The sequence below is a fragment of the Exiguobacterium sp. 8A genome, from assembly GCF_902506275.1.
GTDB lineage: Bacteria > Bacillota > Bacilli > Exiguobacteriales > Exiguobacteriaceae > Exiguobacterium > Exiguobacterium profundum.
Window position 1 is genome coordinate 2,452,665 of record NZ_LR733630.1, and the last position, 19,852, is coordinate 2,472,516.

Here is a 19,852-nt window from a genome sequence, read left to right on the forward strand (position 1 = left end):
TTATTGTGTACCGAATACATTCATTCTTGTTTATAGTAAACGTATAAAGAAATAGGGGGAAAATAATGTGTACAGAGCCTACCAGTTTAAATTGAGCTTGATGTAAGTATGTGTGACGGTAAAAAACTAGAGTGTTAAGAGACCGAGTTGCGATGCGATTCGGTTTATTTGTGGATTTTAGTAAATCTACGTTAATTGTAGAATTAAAACCTGATAAGAAAAAGTACCCACCTTAAGTAAAATAATGTAATAAAATGAAGAGGTATTGAGCACTAACGTGTTGAAAAAAATAATAGGTCTAAAGAAAGGGTGAGAGAGTGGATTACACTGCACACGTTCGATCATCTGACCATGCGATTCAAACTGTCAAAGAACACCTGTTAGATGCTCAAGAACTTGCCGAAAAGTGGGGGAATTCTTTAAGGATTTCTAAAATTTGTGGTCTGGCTGCTTTATTGCATGACTTAGGAAAGTATAGTGATGCGTTTCAAGATTATATACGTAGGGCAACCTCTGGAGAAAAAGTAACTCGTGGAGAAGTCGATCACGCGACTGCTGGGGGGCGTTTGCTTTTTGACATGTTGAAAGGTACGAGTGTAACGAAGCAATTGCTAGCAGAAATAGTTAGCAACGCAATCATCTCACATCATGGTAATCTGCATGACTATGTATCAGGAGAAGAGTCTCCGTTTTTAAAACGAGTCGAAATGAAAGCGCTTGAAGAATATGAACTCTGTAAATATCGCTTCTTTGATGAAGTGATGTCTGAGTCTGATTTAAATCGATATGTTGAATCAGCTCATTTAGAAATGCTCGAATACTTTAAAAGAGTAGGCCAGAACACATCGGTTTCCACTTTCTTGACCAAGTTTATATTTAGCGTGTTGTTAGATGCCGATCGAACAAATACGCGACAGTTTGAAACAAATCAACCAGAATACACTCTTATGAGTGACTTTGCAGTGTATATGCAACGGTTAGAAGATTATATTTCTCATTTAGGGAAGAAGTCCTCGGATACACCGATTAATCTGTTAAGACAACAAATGTCCGATCAATGTCGGGAACATGCCAAGCAACCAAGTGGTATTTATACCTTGTCGATTCCGACAGGTGGCGGTAAAACATTGGCTAGTCTCAGATACGCACTCCATCATTCAATTCTTTATAACAAACAACGCATTATTTACGTTGTTCCATTCACCACAATCATCGAGCAAAACGCTCAAGTTACTCGCGATGTCTTAAACACACAAGAAGTTGTTGAGCATCATTCTAATGTAATTCAATCAGATGATTTTTCTGATGATGAAATCAATCTCCAAGCAAAACTAAATTTAGCAAAAGACAATTGGGATGCTCCAATTATTTTCACGACGATGGTTCAATATTTGAATACGTTTTATGCGAAAGGAAATCGAAACACGCGGCGTATGCATCATCTAAGTGACGCAGTCATCATTTTCGATGAAGTACAAAAAGTCCCGACGAAGTGCGTGTCATTATTCAACGAGTCTTTAAACTATTTGAAAACTGGGGTGAACACAAGTGTTCTATTATGTACCGCGACACAGCCGGCTCTCGATTTTGTTAAACGTCGACTTGTTAACGATGGTGAAATCATTTCCAATCTTCCCATGGTATCGGATTCTTTCAAACGAACAGAGCTGGAAGTGTTGGTAGAAGATTACGACACGGAAAAACTAAGTGTATTACTACAAGATCGAGCAGCTGATCATAAGGGTATTCTCGTTATTTTGAATACAAAGTCAGTTGTCAGAAAGTTATACGAATCACTAAAAACGACATTTCAGGAAGAAGAGTTATTTCATCTTAGCACTTCGATGTGTGCGGCTCACCGTAAAGATCTTTTAAAAAGGATCACTGAGCGATTGAAGGCAAATAAACGTGTAGTTTGTATTAGTACACAATTGATTGAGGCTGGGGTGGACGTCAGCTTCCCTTGTGTTATCCGTTCCTATGCAGGACTAGATTCACTTGCACAGGCCGCCGGTCGTTGTAATCGTCACGGTGAATTAGAAATCAGCACAGTTTATGTAGTCAATCATATCGAGGAGGATGTATCGAAATTAACTGACATTGAAAAAGGACAACAAATTGTAAAGCGGATGATAGTGGACTTGAAAAGAGATTCAAGTGCTTATGATGGTGACTTGCTCTCACCAGCTGCGATGAGAAGATATTTTACAGAATTTTATCAGGTTCGTGAATCTGAATTGGATTATCCGATAAAAACTAGTCAATGTTTGGCTCCTATGCTTTTTGACATGAGCGAGAACAATAACGAAAAACAATCACTGTTAACTGCGCGACATCGTACGGTCGCTGACCACTTTCAAGTCATTGATGAGTTAACAACAGATGTGCTCGTTCCGTATACGAAAAAAGGGGAAGAACTCATTGCTCATTTGAATGGCGACATTAGTTGGGAACAGGCAAGGCAATGGCTAAAAGAATCTCAACAATATTCCATCGGTTTATATGCTCATGAGATACAAAATCTTGAGAGAACAGACGGTGTTATGACGTTACTCGATGGTCAAGTACTTGCTTTACATGAAAGTGCTTATGACAAACAGTTTGGCTTGAATCTATCACAAGATTCAGAGATGCAAGATTTGATGATTTAGACCGAAAGGAGAGAGTCATGCGAAACTCGATTGAATTTAAAGTATACGGAAATTATGCGCTGTTTACCGACCCTTTAACGAAGTTAGGTGGTGAAAAAATGTCGTATCAAATACCGACCTATCAAGCAATCAAAGGGATCGTCGAGTCGATTTATTGGAAACCGACGATTGTCATGGTAGTCGATGCGATTCGGATTATGAATCCAATCAAAATGGAGTCAAAAGGGATGCGACCGATTGAGTACGGAGGAGGTAATTCATTAGCCCATTACACCTATCTGAAAGACGTATGTTATCACGTCAAAGCGCATTTTGAGTTTAATGAACATCGCCCTGATTTAGCTTTTGATAGAAACGAAGGAAAACATTACGCCATTCTAAAACGTTCACTTGAAGCAGGTGGACGTCGTGATATTTTCCTTGGGGCAAGAGAGTGTCAAGCATATGTGGAGCCGATTCACTTTGACGAAGGAGATAGTTTTTACGATGGAGCTGATCTTCATTTTGGGACGATGGTACACGGGTTTAATTATCCTGATGAAACGGGAGTTGACGAACTAGCTGTACGTTTGTGGAAACCGGAAATGAAAAATGGAGTGATTACTTTTTTAAGACCAGAAGACTGTTCTCAAATTCAATCGATTAAAAAAATGAAGCCGAAAGAATTTTCGAAAATGAACATTGAAGGTGTGGAATTAACATATGAAAGTCTATAGGAGGTGATTTTATGAGCGTGTGGCAACAGCTATACGAAACGTATAATGAGCATCTTGACGAGGTCGGGGAACTCAGTACTCGTTGGGAAGGACAGACATTTACATTGCTACCAGTGTCTCATACTACTCAAACGGCACATATCACGGTCCATATTACGCCCGAAGGTGAGTTTCATTCTGCGGAAGTAATTCCTAAGGGACAGGGGAACACATTGATTCCATGTACTGAAGATTCTGCGGGTCGAGCTGGGAGTGTAGTTTCTCCTTATCCATTACATGATAAATTACCTTACGTCGCTGGAGACTACGAGAAGTATGGTGGTAGTTATAAAAATGATAATGCATATAGTGCGTACATTCGTAACTTAAAAGAGTGGTCCGAATCTCCATTTGGTTTCGATCGCTTGAAGAGTATCTATGACTATTTGGTAAGAGGTTGTTTGATTGAAGATTTAGTAATGGCAGAAAAACTGTTTTTAAATGATGACGGGACTCTGAAATGGACGTGGGATGGAAAAGACGACAAACCAGACATATATTCTGTTATTTCGAGCGGTGTGGAAGGGGCTTTCATTCGCTTTAATGTGCATTCAGTAAATGAATTAAACAAAGAAACGTGGAATGATGCTCAATTCTATCAATCATTTATCTCCTTCTATGAGAGTAAAGAACGAGAGTCGAGCTTATGTTTTGTTACAGGAAACTTTTCAATAGGAACGACAAAACATGCGAATAAGATACGAAATGCAGGTGATAAAGCGAAGTTGATTTCATCAAATGACAGCAGCGGATTTACATTTCGAGGTCGATTTGATAAAGCGACAGAGGCAGCGACGATTAGCTATGAAGTATCGCAAAAAGCTCATAATGCTCTAAAATGGTTGATTTTAAAGCAAGGAATAAAAATTGATCAACGTATCTTTTTGATTTGGGGAGTTCAAGAGACTCGTTTACCTAACGCGATTGAATCAACGTTTTCTTTATCATCATTTTTTCAAGATGAAGTAACAAGCAAAACAGATACGAATTTAGAAGGTGCTAGAGCTTTTTCTGAATCGTTACTCGGATACAAAAGAGTGTTACCACGCCAAAAGGTAAACATTTTGATGATGGATGCTGCCACAACAGGCCGACTTGCTATTCTGTATTATCGTTCCTTTGATCAAGAACACTATTTTGAACGACTAGAGAGATGGCATACGCACAATCCATGGGAGTATACCTATAAGGATCATGAAGGGAATATTCGTACTTTTACTGGTGCACCAGCTTTAAAAGATATTGCGACGATGGCATATGGAACACATGCGAATGACCAATTGATCAAAGCGACTGTTGAGCGTCTTCTACCGTCGGTCGTGGATGAGAGACGAATTCCGGATGATATTCGACGATGTTTGATGCAACGAGCGTCTAATCCAATCGGGATGGAAAAATGGGAGTGGGAAAAAACACTACAGATTGCTTGTGGAGTAATTAATAAGAAAGAAGGGATGAATGTGGCTTTAGACCGTGAATCAACAGATCGTGACTATTTATTTGGACGCTTGCTGGCACTTGCTGACTACTTAGAAAGGAAGGCATTAAAAGAACAAAGTGAAAATCGTGCCACTAATGCCATTCGATACATGAATGCATTTTCTCAAAAGCCAGCCCGGACGTGGTTAACTATTCAAAGTGCACTTCAGCCTTACCAGGCGAAATTAGGAGGGAAAATCACCTACATCAATAGTCAAATCGATGAGGTAGGTTCACAAATTGATCCAAAAGACTTCACGAATAAGCCGTTGTCAGAACGGTATTTGTTAGGTTTTTATAGCCAACGTCATGACCTTTATCAAAAGAAAGAAGTAGTGAACCCATCAGAAGAGGAGAGTGTTGAAGTATGAACACGTTAGATCACAAAATCGATTTTACCGTCATTTTATCTGTGTCAAAAGCAAACCCGAACGGAGATCCCTTGAACGGTAACCGCCCACGACAAAACTACGACGGTTACGGTGAAATTTCTGATGTGGCCATCAAACGGAAAATTCGTAACCGATTACAAGATATGGGCGAATCCATTTTCGTGCAATCGAACGATCGTCGTGTTGATGAGTTTGATAGTCTGCGTGCGCGTGCAGAAGCTAATGAGGATTTGAAGAAATTAATGAAAGGAAAAGGAATGGGTGAATTGTTTGCCCAAGAAGCTTGTGCCACTTGGATGGATGTACGTTCATTCGGACAAGTGTTCGCTTTTAAAGGGGATAAATCAGGGGTGTCAATTGGTGTTAGAGGTCCGGTTTCTATCCATACAGCCACAAGTGTTGCTCCGATTGATGTGACAAGTATGCAGATTACAAAAAGCGTGAACTCTGAAAGTGGGAAAGATCGTGGTTCAGATACAATGGGAATGAAGCATCGTGTGGATCATGGATTATACGTATTGAATGGGAGTATTAATACTCAACTTGCTGAAAAAACGAATTTCTCGAAAGAAGATGCTGAAAAATTAAAGCAAGTACTAGTATCGCTATTTGAAAACGATGCTTCTTCGGCTCGCCCTGAAGGAAGTATGGAAGTGCATAAAGTGTATTGGTGGGAACATAACTCGAAATTGGGTCAGTACTCTTCCGCTAAAGTTCATCGTTCGGTCACAGTGCGACCGACAACTGATGAACCGAAAGATTTTTCGGATTACGACATTCAAGTCACTCCACTCGATGGATTAGAACCTGAAGTGATAGATGGATTATAAACAAGATGATTCCTATTTATTGTTGTCAGGAATTCAGCACTTTCAATTTTGTCCTCGACAATGGGCACTGATTCATATTGAACAACAGTGGGAAGAAAACGTCCGTACAGTGGAAGGTCAGCATTTACATCAAAAAGCCGATGACCCTTATGTTCGAGAGAAGCGAAAAGATAAGTTGACTGTTAGAGGAATGGCAGTCAAGTCGGAATCGCTAAACATTAGCGGTCAATGTGATGTGGTTGAATTTGTTGAACATCCGACAGGTGTTTCGTTGCATGGAACCCCTGGTCTGTATCGCCCCATCCCTGTGGAGTATAAAAGAGGAAAGCCGAAGGTGGGGAAAGAAGACGAATTGCAGTTAGCTGCTCAAGCCATTTGTCTAGAAGAGATGTTTTTATGCTCGATTGATGAAGGTTATCTTTATTATCATGAGACAAAACATCGGCATCAGGTCATGCTGTCAGATGCGCTGAAAGATGAAGTAAGAAAGATTGTAAGTAAGATGAATGATTATTATCGAACGCGCTATACACCTCGTGTAAAAACAGGGCCGCATTGCAAAAGTTGCTCCCTTCAAAATATTTGTTTACCTGAATTGATGGTTCGAGAAAGTGTAACAACATATTTGGAGAGGAGGCTAAAAGATTGAAAAAATTATTAAATACGCTTTTTGTGAATCAGTCAGATGCATATCTTGCACTTGATGGCGGTAATGTACTAGTAAGGAAAGAAGATGAAGTTCTAGGAAGAGTACCTCTTCACAACCTCGAAGGAATCGTTACTTTCGGATATACTGGTGCGAGTCCTGCGCTCATGGGATATTGTGCGGAGCATAACGTTCCGATTACATTTATGACCAATAACGGACGATTTTTAGCCCGTGTCATTGGAGAAAGTAAAGGGAACGTAGTATTGCGTAAAACGCAATATCGACTCTCGGATTGTGAGAGTCAGTCCGCCGTTGTAGCGAGGAATTTTATTCTTGGTAAAGTATACAACCAAAAATGGATGTTGGAGCGCGTTACACGAGATTACCCGATGCGTGTTGATGTTGAGCGATTTAAAGAAACATCAAAATACTTATCAAATAAATTGATTGAAATTCGTCAGTGCGATGACTTAGAAAGGTTACGAGGTCTCGAAGGAAAAGTTGCTGTTCACTATAATCAATTATTTGATGACATGATCCTTCAACAAAAAGAAGAGTTTATCTTCAAGGGACGTTCAAAGCGACCACCACTCGATCGCGTCAATGCGATGCTTTCTTTTGCTTACAGTTTATTAGCGCGAGACTGTAGCGCTGCACTCGAATCGGTAGGGTTAGATGCGTACGTTGGTTTTTTACATCGCGAACGACCAGGGAGAATTTCTCTTGCGCTTGATTTAATGGAAGAGTTGCGAGGGATTTATGCAGATCGTTTCGTCCTCTCATTAATCAACTTAAAAGTGATACAATCCAAACATTTTGTTCAAAAAGAGAACGGTGCAATCCTAATGACTGAAGAAGGACGAAAAGTGTTTTTGTCATCTTGGCAAAAGAAAAAACAAGAAATGATTCAACATCCCTATCTAAAAGAAAAGATGATGTGGGGATTAGTACCCTATGCTCAAGCCTTATTATTGGCAAGGTATTTGCGTGGTGATTTAGAGGAATACCCATCTTTCTTGTATAAGTGAGGAATGAAAAATGCTTGTTTTAGTAACCTATGATGTCAATACAACTTCACCTGGCGGGACGAGACGTCTTCGTCAAGTGGCCAAGGTATGCCAACAGTATGGGCAACGCGTGCAAAATAGTGTATTCGAATGTATAGTCGATCAAACCGAATTTACATCGTTGAAATTACGATTAAAAGAAATTGTAGACATTGAACGGGATAGTCTTCGGTTTTATCGATTAGGAAATCATCACGCTTCTAAAGTTGAGCATGTGGGCGTAAAAGAATCTTTAGATTTGGAAGGTCCTCTCATTTTTTAAAATTCGGGATGATTTCGATTCGTGCGAAGCTAAAGTGAACATGATTTTCTAGAGAGGTTCGCACCTAATTTATCCTGTAGAGTTAATTGATTTTGTAGTATTTTTAGAAGATAACGTCCTTTAAAGGATAATATTTCCTTGAAAATTGTTTTAGTCGATTGATTTGTCTAAAATCGGCTATCGCACCTTGTGTAGGTGCGTGGATTGAAATCCACTCTTACGTGTGAATTCGTTGAGCGTCTCACATCGCACCTCGTGTAGGTGCGTGGATTGAAATAACCTCGTGTTAGTCGGATAAGGAATTAAAACAGCATCGCACCTCGTGTAGGTGCGTGGATTGAAATAACGTGGGTGCGGCGGTATCTCCTGCAAGTGGCGCATCGCACCTCGTGTAGGTGCGTGGATTGAAATCGTTATTGTTTGTGGATAGCCCCGTACCTGTTGCATCGCACCTCGTGTAGGTGCGTGGATTGAAATATCGGATGTCTTGGACTACCTAAGCGCCGCCGGGTATCGCACCTCGTGTAGGTGCGTGGATTGAAATGGATGTCGTTGATCGGTCAAGGTCAATTGATATAATCGCACCTCGTGTAGGTGCGTGGATTGAAATTCGTCCAATCGGACATTGTTACGGCGGTTGAACTATCGCACCTCGTGTAGGTGCGTGGATTGAAATGACAAGGCGGTACAGGTTCGCATATGGCGACACAATCGCACCTCGTGTAGGTGCGTGGATTGAAATCCCATCGTATTTCCTCACTTTCTGAAAAACGCCGATCGCACCTCGTGTAGGTGCGTGGATTGAAATGCCATCACGGTCAAAATGATGATGAGTAGCCAAATATCGCACCTCGTGTAGGTGCGTGGATTGAAATGACAACATACCTCACAATCACTATCGACAATGAATCGCACCTCGTGTAGGTGCGTGGATTGAAATCGTCCGCCGTTGCCCGCCGTGGATAGCCCCGTACCATCGCACCTCGTGTAGGTGCGTGGATTGAAATATTTTCCTGTCACTCCATTCAATAGTTTGTTGAATCGCACCTCGTGTAGGTGCGTGGATTGCAATATTTTCCTGTCACTCCATTCAATAGTTTGTTGAATCGCACCTCGTGTAGGTGCGTGGATTGAAATACCTCATACCCGAGCGCGTCCGCGAACGCGTCGAATCGCACCTCGTGTAGGTGCGTGGATTGAAATATGCCTTGCGCGTTCAGGAAGGCGCGATACGGGATCGCACCTCGTGTAGGTGCGTGGATTGAAATGGTGTATAGTCTGGCATAAGAGCCCTCCTTTAAGGTATCGCACCTCGTGTAGGTGCGTGGATTGAAATTTCTAACGTGAGACTTGGTTTCATTGGGTACCTATCGCACCTCGTGTAGGTGCGTGGATTGAAATGATGAACAGATCAAAGGCATCACCAAAGAAATGGTATCGCACCTCGTGTAGGTGCGTGGATTGAAATCGCCTCGTTTGAAGTTGTACTTCGCCCAGTTGAAATCGCACCTCGTGTAGGTGCGTGGATTGAAATTTCGTGAAACGCGTGGATGTTCGTAAGTTTGATGATCGCACCTCACGAAGGTGCGTGGTTTGAAATTAGACTTATATATTTGTAGAACAGAAGAAAACAAAGTTTGCTCCTCACGTTGGTGAACGATCTGAAATTTTAATTTGAAAAAAGCCGATCTGAATCAATCATTCAGAACGGCTTTTTCTATTATTAATTCGCTTGTTTCAATTCTTCAACAGCTTCTGCGTTGTCATCGAACTTCCGTACATCCACGCGCTGTACAAAGAACGCAAGGACGAGCGCCAAGAGGTTCATCCCAAGTGCGACATAAAACGAATATTGAATCCCGGATAAGAGGGCTTGCTGAGTGATGGCACCCATCGAACTCTCTGTGAGTGTCGCAGGATCGACTCCTGTCATCAATGATTCAGCTTCCGTACGTGTCACCGAGTTCATGATGGTGACGAGGACTGCCGTACCAATCGCACCAGATACTTGTTGGGCCGTGTTGTTGATGGCCGTTCCGTGTGGATTGAGGCGAGTCGGCAACTGGTTGAGTCCATTAGTCATAATCGGCATCATAACCATCGACATCCCAAACATACGCAACGTGTACGTTAAAACGATGTACGTGTAGGTCGAATCGAGTTGGACGTTTGCGAGCATATACGTCGATACGGCGGTAATTGTCAATCCGGTAAGTGCCAATAATTTTGGCCCGAATCGGTCAAACAGTTTACCAGTGATCGGCGACATGATTCCCATGATGATCGCACCAGGGAGAAGCATGAGCCCTGAATCGAGTGGTGAGATGCCACGTACGCTTTGGACGTAAGCCGGTGTCAAAATCATACCGGAGAACATGGCGACCGCGTTGACCATCGCAATGACTGACGCGAGTGCGAACATCGGATGTTTGTAAGCACGCAAGTCGAGCAATGGTTTTTCCATATGAAGCTGGCGGTAGATGAAGGCGATCAACGAAATGGCACCGACAATCATCGTCGCCAAGACAATTGGATTATCCCAACCGTCCGAACTTGCTGAACTGACACCGTATAAAATCCCACCAAATCCGAGTGTCGATAAGACGAGCGACAAGTAATCCAGTGACTGGTCTTTGTTTTGGACCATGACGTTCTCTGCTTTCCAAACAGCGAGCGCGAGACCGATGATCGCGAGCGGTAAAATCATTTCGAATAAGACGCGCCAGTCATAGTACTCGACGATATAACCGGAAAGTGTCGGTCCAATCGCAGGTGCCGAGATCATGACAAGTCCGAAAATCCCCATCGCCATCCCCCGTTTTTCACGCGGGAAGCTGACGAGCATGACGTTCATTAAGAGTGGTCCCATTGTTGAGGCACCGATGGCTTGAATCATTCGACCAGTCAACAACCAGCCGAAGCTCGGCGAGAAGGCCGCGATAGCCGTACCGATGGCGAAGATGCTCATCGACGTAATGAACAAGCTGCGGTTTGAAAAGCGAGTGATCAAATAGGCGGATGCCGGGACGAGCACACCCGTCACGAGCATAAAGCCTGTCGCGAGCCATTGAACGGTCGAGTAGTCTGCAATCTCGAGGTCGACCATGATCGATGGGAGCGCGACGTTGAGTAATGAGTTGTTTAAAAATGCGATAAACGCACCCGCAAAGAGGACCGCCAGCATAACGTAAGGCGGTTTCTTTTGGAATTCTGGTTTCATATGGATGGCTCCTTTATTTTCTAAATAGTTATGTGTTGGTAAGTGTCGATGAGATGATTTTATACCCGTTGTATAAATAAAGCAACCATTTTGTACTATTAGTCTAAAATGGTTTTCGGTGCTATAGTAAAGGTACAAACCAGACAGAACGGAGCCATGTAAGAATGAAAGAGAAAAAAAGAAAAGTCGCCGATATTGCCATGTCTCTCTTCATCGAAAATGGGGTACAGCACACATCGGTGCAAGAGATCATCGACCGCGCTAATATCTCCAAAGGGACGTTTTATAATTACTTCTCATCGAAGACGGATTGTGTCGCTAGTATCCTCGAGAACTTACGATATGATGCAGGGCAACGCCGAATCGAAATGCAGATGGGGCGGGATAAGCGAGATCGTGACGTCTTCATCGAACAGATTTCGATATTGATTCAATTGAACGAAGAGCGGAACTTGCACGCGTTATTTGAATCGATCATGTCGTCGAACGAGAATGAATTGAAGAAGCTTGTACTTCAACATCGCATTTATGAAATCGAGTGGATTGCGATGCGTTTGACGGAAATCATTGGAGAGTCCGTCAGACCGTATTCGATGGAATTGACGGTGCTCTTCAACGGAATGTTGCAACATATCTTGTTTACGAACCGCATCACGAATGCTGCCTACTCTCCTCAAAAAGTCGTCCGAAGCTTATATACGTATGTCGAATTGATTGCCGCTCGGATGATGGAGACAGGAGAGCACGTCTTGAACCCGGTCACGGTCGATCAAATGCGTGGGACGACAGATAAACATCTCATAACAATCGAAGAATTGATCGAGATGGCTGCTCGCATCGAAGAGCATGTCGACATGACGGAAGAACAGCGAGATTTGTTCGATGCGATTTCGTTCGAACTTAAACAAGAGCGTCTTCGGAAAATCGTGTTAGAGCAATTGTTAAAGCCATTCCAACGGCTATTTAAAGGCGTGACAGGCGAGACAGAAGTACAAAAGTTCACGAATCTCGTGTGGTTGTATACGCGGACACATTAAAAATCATCCAATATTTCTGGATGGTTTTTTTTATTTTTCGATATAAAAGATAGAACAATTGTAGGTTCGTATGGGAAATATGGGTAATAATTAGTGATGGATAATGTTGAAGATGAAAGCGATTGAAGATGGGAGGAATTGAATATGCTAGAAAGTGTGATTGCATTTACTGCAATCGCTCTACTAATAGGTGGAGCGGCATATGGTCTCTATTCTGTATTTCGTTATTTTATCAAAAAGGATATCACTTCATTCCCTATCATATTAGGGGGCTCGATTTTTCTCGCAGGTGTTTGGTTGATCTTCATACTCGGAATTCTTGAAACAAATAATCAAGAAGCGGCTACTGATTTTGAAGAAGAGAGCACAGTAGCAGTTACAGAGGACGAGAGTGAACCTGAACCGGTAATTGAAGAAGAGGTCGAAGAAGTTCAAGAACCTTCTGTGGAAGAGTTTTTACAAGACGTTCAGCCTGAGGAACCAATATCGAACTATAAGGAGTACATGGAATTTTATGAATTACAAATTAACCGAGGATATACTGCTTATGGTCTAGAGTTTGATGAAGTCACAATCGAGAATCGAAACATAATCGTGGTATACGACGCAGACTCAATTATCGAAGTAGGTGTGAATAAAGATTTAGATCAAGTAAAAAATGATCATGTCAAAAAGATTCAAGAAGATTTAACGACAACAATAGAGGGTTCATCAGATATGGGAACTGATGCAATTCAGCTTGAAAGAGGGTTTGCTGTTGTAGCCAGTACTTACAATGGTTCAAGTAATTTTGCAGTGACACTTCAAAATGATCAAGGGGAAATGATTGATTTACTAGTGAATGAAATAGGAAACTATTCAGGAAAGAGTTTTGTTTGGATTGAGGATGCAGGGGATTATTACTTAAATATAAATGGCAATCAAGGTAATTGGACAATTAATGTTATGCAATATCGACCTCTTGAAATAGAAAATCTACCAGGTGCTATAAAAGGAAAAGGTGACGATGTAGTCTTTTTTGAAATTGATAAAGGGTCTTATCAAATTTCGTTTTCGCATAATGGGGATTCTAATTTTGCAGTGAACGTCAACAAGGTTGATTTGTTAGTGAATGAAATAGGGAGTTATGAAGGGTCTCAACGCTACTCCTTTGAAGAGTCTAGTGTATATGTGTTTGTCGTAACGGCAGATGGAGACTGGACCATCAATGTTAAGGAATAATATAGCTTGTACACAGGTATGACAAAATTCTTCCCTTTACAGTAATATAGAAGAAACAAGGAATGGAAAAAAGAATCAAAAAGTTTCCTCGAAAAAGAATTGATTCCTACAAATCCATACGCTACAATCAAATTACCGAAAGCGCTTTCGGGAAGAGGAGAATGACATGGGTACGATTTATGATTTAGCCAAAAAAACAGGATTCTCAATCACGACAGTGTCCAAAGCGTTGAACAATTACAAAGACGTGAGTGACAAGACGAGAGCGAAGATTCTTCAAGCCGCTGCTGAGATGGACTACTTGCCGAACGCACATGCCCAGTCGTTATCGACGAAAAAATCATGGGCGATCGGGGTCATGTTCTCAGAGGCGAACGAAGTCGGGATGAAGCACCCGTTCTTCAACGGAATCATCGAAAGTTTTCGTCACGCGACAGAGGAGCAGGGCTACGATTTAATCTTTGCCTCGCGGAATCTACGCAATCGTGACATGAGTTACCTCGAACACTTTAAACACCGTGCGGTCGACGGGATCGTCGTCATCTGCTCGGACCGAATGGATGAGCAAGTTCAAGAGCTCATGCGAAGCGACATCCCAATCGTCGTCGTCGATATGGACAGCGCCAACTGTAGCGTCGTTTATTCCGATAACATCGAAGGAGCACGCCTCGCTGTGAATTATCTCTATGAACTCGGTCACCGAAAAATTGCCCACATCGCTGGGGATGAAACGATTGACGCCGGAGCGGCACGAATCAAAGGATATGAACTTGCGATGCAAGAGCTGGACCTTCCGATTCGACCAGGCTACCTCGTCAACGCCGGTTTCTTCTCGGTTAAGGAAGGGAAACAAGCGATGGAACAATTGCTTGAACTAGACGATCAACCGACTGCAGTCTTTGTGGCCGGGGATCAAATGGCAATCGGTGTCATCGAAGCCATTCACGAGCACGGTCTTCATGTCCCGAATGACATCTCTGTCATCGGATATGATGACATTGAAATGATTCAATACATCACGCCGAAACTGACCACGATTCGCCAAGATACGGACGAAATCGGAGAAGCGGCAGCAGAACTTTTACTTGAACAAATGACCGCGAAAGAGCGACTCACTGAACGTCGCGTCATTCCGGTACGCTTAGTCGAACGGGCATCCTGTGCACCGGTCAAACAGTGATTTATAGCCAATGATGTTTCGAAGTCGCTCTCTTTTCTTCAGTGGATGGAGAGGGGAGCGCGATTTCGAAAGTCATTTTTGAAAGAAATCGAAACCGCTTTCGATATTTTATTTCGACTATATCGAAAGCGCTTTCGATAATTTTAAACCTCTTTTTGCAAGCGCTTTCTACTATTACTTATAAAAAGGATGGGAACAACACATGCGTAAATTAGTCAGCTTACTTACACTCGGAGCACTTTCAGTTGGCGTCTTGAGCGGCTGCTCAGACAGCGAAGGCGGAGCTTCTGAATCAAAAGATGACGTCTTAAAAGTTTGGTCATTTACGGACGAATTAAAAGAACCAATTAAAACATATGAAGAGAAGAACGGTGTCAAAGTTGAATTGACTATCGTCCCGATCGCGGACTATCCAACAAAATTGAAGCCAGCACTTGAGAGTGGCGTCGGCGCACCGGACGTCTTCACGGGAGAAATCGCATTCCTTAAACAATGGGTTGATGCAGGTTATTGGGAAAACCTTTCGGACGAGCCATACAGTGTCGATGAAATCGCAGACAACTACGTCCCGTACGTGTTTGACCTCGGGAAAGATAAAGATGGGAACGTTCGCGCTCTTTCATGGCAAACGACACCAGGTGGCGTTTACTACAAACGTAGCTTAGCAAAAGAAGTACTTGGTACAGACGACCCGACTGAAATCGGCGAAATGATGAGTTCGATGGACGGCGTCTTCGAAGTTGCTGAGAAGATGAAACAAAAAGGATACAAGATGTTCCCAGACGAAGGTGCGATTCGTTGGTTCTCACAAGGAGCAAACCCAGAAGCGTGGGTCAACGATAAAAACGAACTCGTCTTGACAGAAGATAAGATCAACTACATGGACTATGCGAAAGAACTTCGTGAGAAGCAATACACTGCGCTCGCACCAGAATGGTCACCATCATGGTTCGAAGGAATGGATAAGCCAATCAAAGTGAAAGAGAACGGAAAAGAGACAGAGACACAAGTCTTCTCATACGTCCTCCCAACATGGGGTCTCCACTCTGTATTAAAAGAGAACGCGAAACAGACTGCAGGTGACTGGGCTGTCACAAGCGGACCAAGCCCATACTTCTGGGGCGGTACATGGCTCGGAGTCTATGAAGGATCGAAAAACAAAGAAGCCGCTTACGACTTCGTAAAACTCATGACACAGGATGAAGAATTCTTGACAGAGTGGGCACAAGAGACAGGCGACGTACTTGCGTTCAACCCGGTCACAGACAAGATCAAAGACGACTTCAGCGATGAGTTCCTCGGCGGACAAAACAACTATGAGTTCTTCCTCGATGAAGCAGATGAAATCACACCAGGTATCGTCACGAAATACGACCAACAGCTCGATACACTTTATGGTGCATCTGTCCTCCAGTATGTAGAAGGGAAAAAGTCAAAAGAAGAAGCGATTGAAGAGTTCAAAAAACAAGCGAAGAACGCTTACCCAGACATCGTTGTAGACTGACGATGACCAACACGAGGGGGGAGCTCCCCCCTCGGTTCTTATGGAAGGAGAAATACACGTGAAAAAACTAGATCGTTACGGCTATCTGTTCATCGCCCCGTTCTGGGTCGTCTTCTTGACATTCAGCATCTATCCGGTCCTCTTAACGCTTTATTATAGCTTCACGAACTATACGGGGAGCCCGGGTGAAGAGGTCGTCGGGTTTGCGAACTACACACGGTTGTTGACGGATACGTACTTTATCGAGGCGTTTTTCAACACCATCAAAATTTGGGGAATTAACTTCGTCTTGCAGATTGGATTGGCGCTTCTCTTGGCGCTCATCTTCTCTGATCTCCGTTTGAAGTTAAAAGGACTATCGTTCTTCCGCTCGTTCTTCTATCTTCCAAACTTGATCACGATCAGTTCGGTCGCGCTCTTGTTCGGTATTTTACTCGACTGGCAGCACGGTTCACTCAACATGGTGTTGATGAAAATCGGCTTGATTTCGGATCCGATCAACTGGTTGGCAGAACCGGTGACGGCACAGTTATCCGTTTCACTCATCTTGACATGGATGTGGTTCGGACATTCCTTCATCATCGTCATGGCAGGGGTATCAGGCATCTCGACAGATTACTTCGAAGCCGCTCACATTGACGGTGCGAACCGTTGGCAGATGTTTACGAAAGTGACGTTGCCGCTCTTGAAACCAATTCTTCTCTACATCATGATCACTTCACTCATCGGTGGACTCCAGTTGTTCGACCTTCCGATGTTGATTACAGACGGGATCGGTTCACCAGACGGTTCGTTGAACACGATGGTGCTTTACTTGTACAACCAAGCCTTCAAGTATAACAACTATGGCTATGCGTCAGCGGTCGCTTACGGCCTATTCTTGATCACGCTGATCTTCTCGGCGGTCGTCTTCAAGGGTATGTTCCGCAAAGAGCGCGCGACACAGAAGGGGGCGTAAGCAATGGAACAAAATGCGGAATCACGGCGAATGCTTCCAGATAGCGAAGCGCAGCCGAAACGGAAAGAGGAGCGTCCGCTTAAAGTGGCGCCGCCTTCTAAGAAGAAAACGAATAAGCGATTCGCACGAGGTTTGATTTATACAGGGCTCATCCTTCTCGCGATTATCTGTTTCATTCCGTTCTTGATGATGATTGTCAACGCGACCCGGACGAATGGAGAAATCATGGCTGGGTTCTCACTTCTTCCGGGGACGGCGCTCGCAGACAACTATGCGACGCTTAGCGAATACATCAACATTTGGAACGGCTTCAAGAACAGCTTGATCATCTCTGTATCGGTGACGGTCTTGTCTGGTTACTTCTCAGCCCTAACGGCTTACGGCTTTACGTTCTATAACTTTAGAGGGAAAAATGCGATGTTCATCTTCATGCTTGTCATGATGATGGTGCCAGCGCAACTCGGACTCATTGGATTCTATGAGATCTCAAAAACGCTCGGTATTTTGGACACGTTCATTCCATTGATTGTCCCAGCGATTGCAACACCGTTCACCGTCTTCTTCATCCGTCAATATACGCAAGCGACGCTTCACATCAGTTTGATTGAAGCGGCACGGATTGACGGTGCGAGCGAGCTACGTATTTTCCACACAATCGCACTTCCAATGATGATGCCAGCGATTGCAACGATGTCGATTTTCACGTTCATCGGCTCTTGGAACAACTACTTGATGCCACTTGTCCTCTTGTTCTCGCCTGAGAAATACACGTTGCCTGTTTTGATGGGCTTCTTGAAAGGATCACAAGTCGCAGAGAACCTTGGCTCGCTTTACCTGGGCATCGCGATCTCGGTCGTACCGATCATGATTGCCTTCTTGTTCCTCTCGAAGTACATCGTCAGCAGTATTTCGGCAGGTGCTGTCAAAGAATAAATATAGAGAAAAGAGGAAAACACTATGCATTTTAAGAAAGACTTCGTATTCGGGACAGCCACGTCCTCGTACCAAATTGAAGGCGCACATAACGAAGGAGGCCGTACTCCTTCCATCTGGGATATGTTCTGTGACATCGACGGGCGCGTGTTTGAAAAGCATAACGGCGATGTCGCATGTGACCACTACCATCGTTACGAGGAAGACATCCAGCACATCAAAAAGCTAGGTGTCGACACGTATCGATTCTCCATCGCGTGGCCACGCATCTTCCCTGCCAAGGGAGAGTACAACCCAGAAGGAATGGCGTTCTACAAAAACTTGGCGCTGCGTCTACGTGAAGAAGGAATCAAACCAGCCGTCACGATTTATCACTGGGACCTTCCGATGTGGGCTCACGAAGAAGGTGGCTGGGTCAACCGTGAATCGGTCGACTGGTTCCTCGATTATGCGAAAGTCTGTTTTGAAGAGCTCGATGACATCGTCGACTCTTGGATCACCCACAATGAGCCTTGGTGTGCCGGCTTCCTCGGCTACCACGTCGGTGTTCATGCACCGGGTCATCGTGACATGAACGAAGCGGTGCGCGCCGTGCACCACATGTTGTTATCGCACGGAAAAGCGGTCGAGTTGTTGAAGCGAGAGATGACGTCCACGACCCCGATCGGCATCACTCTCAACTTGTCACCGATGTACGCGAAGACGGATTCTGCGAATGACCGACTTGCGATGAACAATGCCGACGGGTATTCGAATCGCTGGTTCCTAGACCCGGTCTTCAAAGGTGAGTATCCGGTCGACATGATGAACTTGTTCTCCAAATATGTGCATAACTTCGATTTCATCCAACCGGGTGATATGGAGACGATTTCGACATCTTGTGATTTCTTCGGCATCAACTTCTATAGCCGTGGCATTGTCGAGTTCAACGCAGCAAATGATTTCTTGAAGGCAGACGCTTACTCGGACTACGAGAAGACGGGCATGGGCTGGGATATCGCCCCGAACGAATTCAAAGACCTGATCCGTCGTTTACGCGCCGAGTATACTGACCTTCCGATCTACATCACAGAGAACGGCGCCGCATTTGACGACGTGCTGGAAAATGGCGAAGTCCATGACGATAACCGGATCGACTACGTCCGCCAGCACCTCGAAGCCGTCTCCGATTTGAACGATGAAGGCATGAACATTCAAGGCTACTACCTCTGGTCGCTCATGGATAACTTCGAATGGAGCTTCGGATATGAGAAGCGCTTCGGCATCCTCTATATCGACTTTGAGACACAGGAGCGCATCTGGAAAGACAGCGCGAAGTGGTATGCCGTTGTCATCGCCGATCATAAAGCCAAACACGCGGATAGCGTCGAGGCGTAATTTGCATCCATCCCCACCGCTACGGGGATGGATTTTTTGTGTGGAATGCTATCTTTTTGGGAACGAAGATAGGGGAGGGATATTCTATGAAACGTGAGTTTGCGACATACGAAGTGACGGGATATGACGACCTTGGGAAAATCAAATTCGTTCATTTGAGAGAAGGCGAGTTTGTGTTGCCCGTTGAGATCAAGGGAGATGACTTACGAAAAATCAAGAAGATGATGGAGCTCAATCCAGGTGTGACCGTGATTATTCATGCGGCGATTGACCAGAGGCGGATGCGGTTGCTTGAAGTGGAGGGCTATTCGCTCCGGAAAGAGGATACGTAAAACGC

At 43.8% G+C, this 19,852-nt stretch carries 16 protein-coding genes and 1 CRISPR repeat array; of the genes, 15 read left to right on the forward strand and 1 reads right to left on the reverse strand.

What is annotated here, in order from left to right; genetic code table 11:
- Positions 1–317 precede the first annotated feature (317 nt).
- Genes cas3 through cas2 form a run of 7 tightly spaced genes read left to right on the forward strand, consistent with a single transcriptional unit; the run spans position 318 to position 8,085 of the window.
- On the forward strand, positions 318–2,651 hold the full coding sequence (gene cas3, locus GVY42_RS12910) for a CRISPR-associated helicase Cas3' (RefSeq protein WP_159563445.1): 2,334 nt from the start codon (positions 318–320) through the stop codon (positions 2,649–2,651).
- Positions 2,652–2,668: 17 nt separating this feature from the next.
- Positions 2,669–3,367, forward strand: coding sequence for a type I-C CRISPR-associated protein Cas5c (gene cas5c / locus GVY42_RS12915; RefSeq protein ID WP_159563446.1), 699 nt, complete (start codon positions 2,669–2,671; stop codon positions 3,365–3,367).
- 11 nt (positions 3,368–3,378) lie between these two features.
- Positions 3,379–5,256 carry a type I-C CRISPR-associated protein Cas8c/Csd1 gene (cas8c, locus tag GVY42_RS12920; protein ID WP_159563447.1) on the forward strand — a complete coding sequence of 626 codons (1,878 nt, stop codon included), beginning with the start codon at positions 3,379–3,381 and terminating at the stop codon, positions 5,254–5,256.
- On the forward strand, positions 5,253–6,107 hold the full coding sequence (gene cas7c, locus GVY42_RS12925; RefSeq protein WP_159563448.1) for a type I-C CRISPR-associated protein Cas7/Csd2: 855 nt from the start codon (positions 5,253–5,255) through the stop codon (positions 6,105–6,107). Before cas8c ends, cas7c begins: the two co-directional genes overlap by 4 nt.
- Positions 6,097–6,756: a CRISPR-associated protein Cas4 gene (gene cas4 / locus GVY42_RS12930; protein ID WP_159563449.1), complete on the forward strand. Its 660-nt coding sequence runs from the start codon at positions 6,097–6,099 to the stop codon at positions 6,754–6,756. Before cas7c ends, cas4 begins: the two co-directional genes overlap by 11 nt.
- Positions 6,753–7,784 carry a type I-C CRISPR-associated endonuclease Cas1c gene (gene cas1c, locus GVY42_RS12935; protein WP_159563450.1) on the forward strand — a complete coding sequence of 344 codons (1,032 nt, stop codon included), beginning with the start codon at positions 6,753–6,755 and terminating at the stop codon, positions 7,782–7,784. The genes cas4 and cas1c overlap by 4 nt, the downstream gene beginning before the upstream one ends.
- Before the next feature lie 10 nt (positions 7,785–7,794).
- On the forward strand, positions 7,795–8,085 hold the full coding sequence (gene cas2, locus GVY42_RS12940; RefSeq protein ID WP_084156050.1) for a CRISPR-associated endonuclease Cas2: 291 nt from the start codon (positions 7,795–7,797) through the stop codon (positions 8,083–8,085).
- Between the two features lie 179 nt (positions 8,086–8,264).
- Positions 8,265–9,685: a CRISPR direct-repeat array (repeat unit 32 nt; unit sequence ATCGCACCTCGTGTAGGTGCGTGGATTGAAAT).
- 123 nt (positions 9,686–9,808) lie between these two features.
- Here cas2 and GVY42_RS12945 read toward each other — a convergent pair.
- Complete coding sequence (locus GVY42_RS12945) at positions 9,809–11,305, reverse strand: DHA2 family efflux MFS transporter permease subunit (protein ID WP_159563451.1); 1,497 nt, start codon at positions 11,303–11,305, stop codon at positions 9,809–9,811.
- Positions 11,306–11,469: 164 nt separating this feature from the next.
- Here GVY42_RS12945 and GVY42_RS12950 point away from each other — a divergent pair, with 164 nt between their 5' ends.
- The 8 genes from GVY42_RS12950 to GVY42_RS12985 all read left to right on the forward strand — a co-directional run bounded on the left by GVY42_RS12950 (position 11,470) and on the right by GVY42_RS12985 (position 19,847).
- Complete coding sequence (locus tag GVY42_RS12950; protein WP_074034740.1) at positions 11,470–12,342, forward strand: TetR/AcrR family transcriptional regulator; 873 nt, start codon at positions 11,470–11,472, stop codon at positions 12,340–12,342.
- 144 nt (positions 12,343–12,486) lie between these two features.
- Positions 12,487–13,563, forward strand: coding sequence for a hypothetical protein (locus tag GVY42_RS12955; protein WP_159563452.1), 1,077 nt, complete (start codon positions 12,487–12,489; stop codon positions 13,561–13,563).
- 166 nt (positions 13,564–13,729) lie between these two features.
- Entirely contained in the window at positions 13,730–14,743 is a 1,014-nt protein-coding gene (locus tag GVY42_RS12960; protein ID WP_159563453.1) for a LacI family DNA-binding transcriptional regulator, read from the forward strand.
- Between the two features lie 202 nt (positions 14,744–14,945).
- Positions 14,946–16,247 (forward strand): ABC transporter substrate-binding protein, encoded by a 1,302-nt coding sequence (locus GVY42_RS12965; protein WP_015880662.1) that lies wholly within the window; start codon positions 14,946–14,948, stop codon positions 16,245–16,247.
- Between the two features lie 58 nt (positions 16,248–16,305).
- Positions 16,306–17,205: a carbohydrate ABC transporter permease gene (locus GVY42_RS12970; RefSeq protein WP_015880663.1), complete on the forward strand. Its 900-nt coding sequence runs from the start codon at positions 16,306–16,308 to the stop codon at positions 17,203–17,205.
- A 3-nt stretch (positions 17,206–17,208) separates the two neighbouring features.
- Positions 17,209–18,138 (forward strand): carbohydrate ABC transporter permease, encoded by a 930-nt coding sequence (locus GVY42_RS12975; RefSeq protein WP_201302255.1) that lies wholly within the window; start codon positions 17,209–17,211, stop codon positions 18,136–18,138.
- A gap of 24 nt (positions 18,139–18,162) precedes the next feature.
- Positions 18,163–19,515, forward strand: coding sequence for a GH1 family beta-glucosidase (locus GVY42_RS12980; RefSeq protein ID WP_159563454.1), 1,353 nt, complete (start codon positions 18,163–18,165; stop codon positions 19,513–19,515).
- Positions 19,516–19,601: 86 nt separating this feature from the next.
- Positions 19,602–19,847: a hypothetical protein gene (locus GVY42_RS12985; RefSeq protein ID WP_031424613.1), complete on the forward strand. Its 246-nt coding sequence runs from the start codon at positions 19,602–19,604 to the stop codon at positions 19,845–19,847.
- Positions 19,848–19,852 lie beyond the last annotated feature (5 nt).

Excerpts from the sequence above, each read along its gene's own strand:
- cas2 (WP_084156050.1), top strand. The coding sequence starts at position 7,795 with ATGCTTGTTTTAGTAACCTATGATGTCAATACAACTTCACCTGGCGGG.
- cas7c (WP_159563448.1), top strand. The coding sequence starts at position 5,253 with ATGAACACGTTAGATCACAAAATCGATTTTACCGTCATTTTATCTGTG.
- GVY42_RS12975 (WP_201302255.1), top strand. The coding sequence starts at position 17,209 with ATGGAACAAAATGCGGAATCACGGCGAATGCTTCCAGATAGCGAAGCG.
- cas5c (WP_159563446.1), top strand. The coding sequence starts at position 2,669 with ATGCGAAACTCGATTGAATTTAAAGTATACGGAAATTATGCGCTGTTT.
- GVY42_RS12960 (WP_159563453.1), top strand. The coding sequence starts at position 13,730 with ATGGGTACGATTTATGATTTAGCCAAAAAAACAGGATTCTCAATCACG.
- GVY42_RS12955 (WP_159563452.1), top strand. The coding sequence starts at position 12,487 with ATGCTAGAAAGTGTGATTGCATTTACTGCAATCGCTCTACTAATAGGT.
- GVY42_RS12985 (WP_031424613.1), top strand. The coding sequence starts at position 19,602 with ATGAAACGTGAGTTTGCGACATACGAAGTGACGGGATATGACGACCTT.
- cas4 (WP_159563449.1), top strand. The coding sequence starts at position 6,097 with ATGGATTATAAACAAGATGATTCCTATTTATTGTTGTCAGGAATTCAG.
- cas8c (WP_159563447.1), top strand. The coding sequence starts at position 3,379 with ATGAGCGTGTGGCAACAGCTATACGAAACGTATAATGAGCATCTTGAC.
- GVY42_RS12945 (WP_159563451.1), bottom strand. The coding sequence starts at position 11,305 with ATGAAACCAGAATTCCAAAAGAAACCGCCTTACGTTATGCTGGCGGTC.
- GVY42_RS12950 (WP_074034740.1), top strand. The coding sequence starts at position 11,470 with ATGAAAGAGAAAAAAAGAAAAGTCGCCGATATTGCCATGTCTCTCTTC.
- GVY42_RS12965 (WP_015880662.1), top strand. The coding sequence starts at position 14,946 with ATGCGTAAATTAGTCAGCTTACTTACACTCGGAGCACTTTCAGTTGGC.
- GVY42_RS12980 (WP_159563454.1), top strand. The coding sequence starts at position 18,163 with ATGCATTTTAAGAAAGACTTCGTATTCGGGACAGCCACGTCCTCGTAC.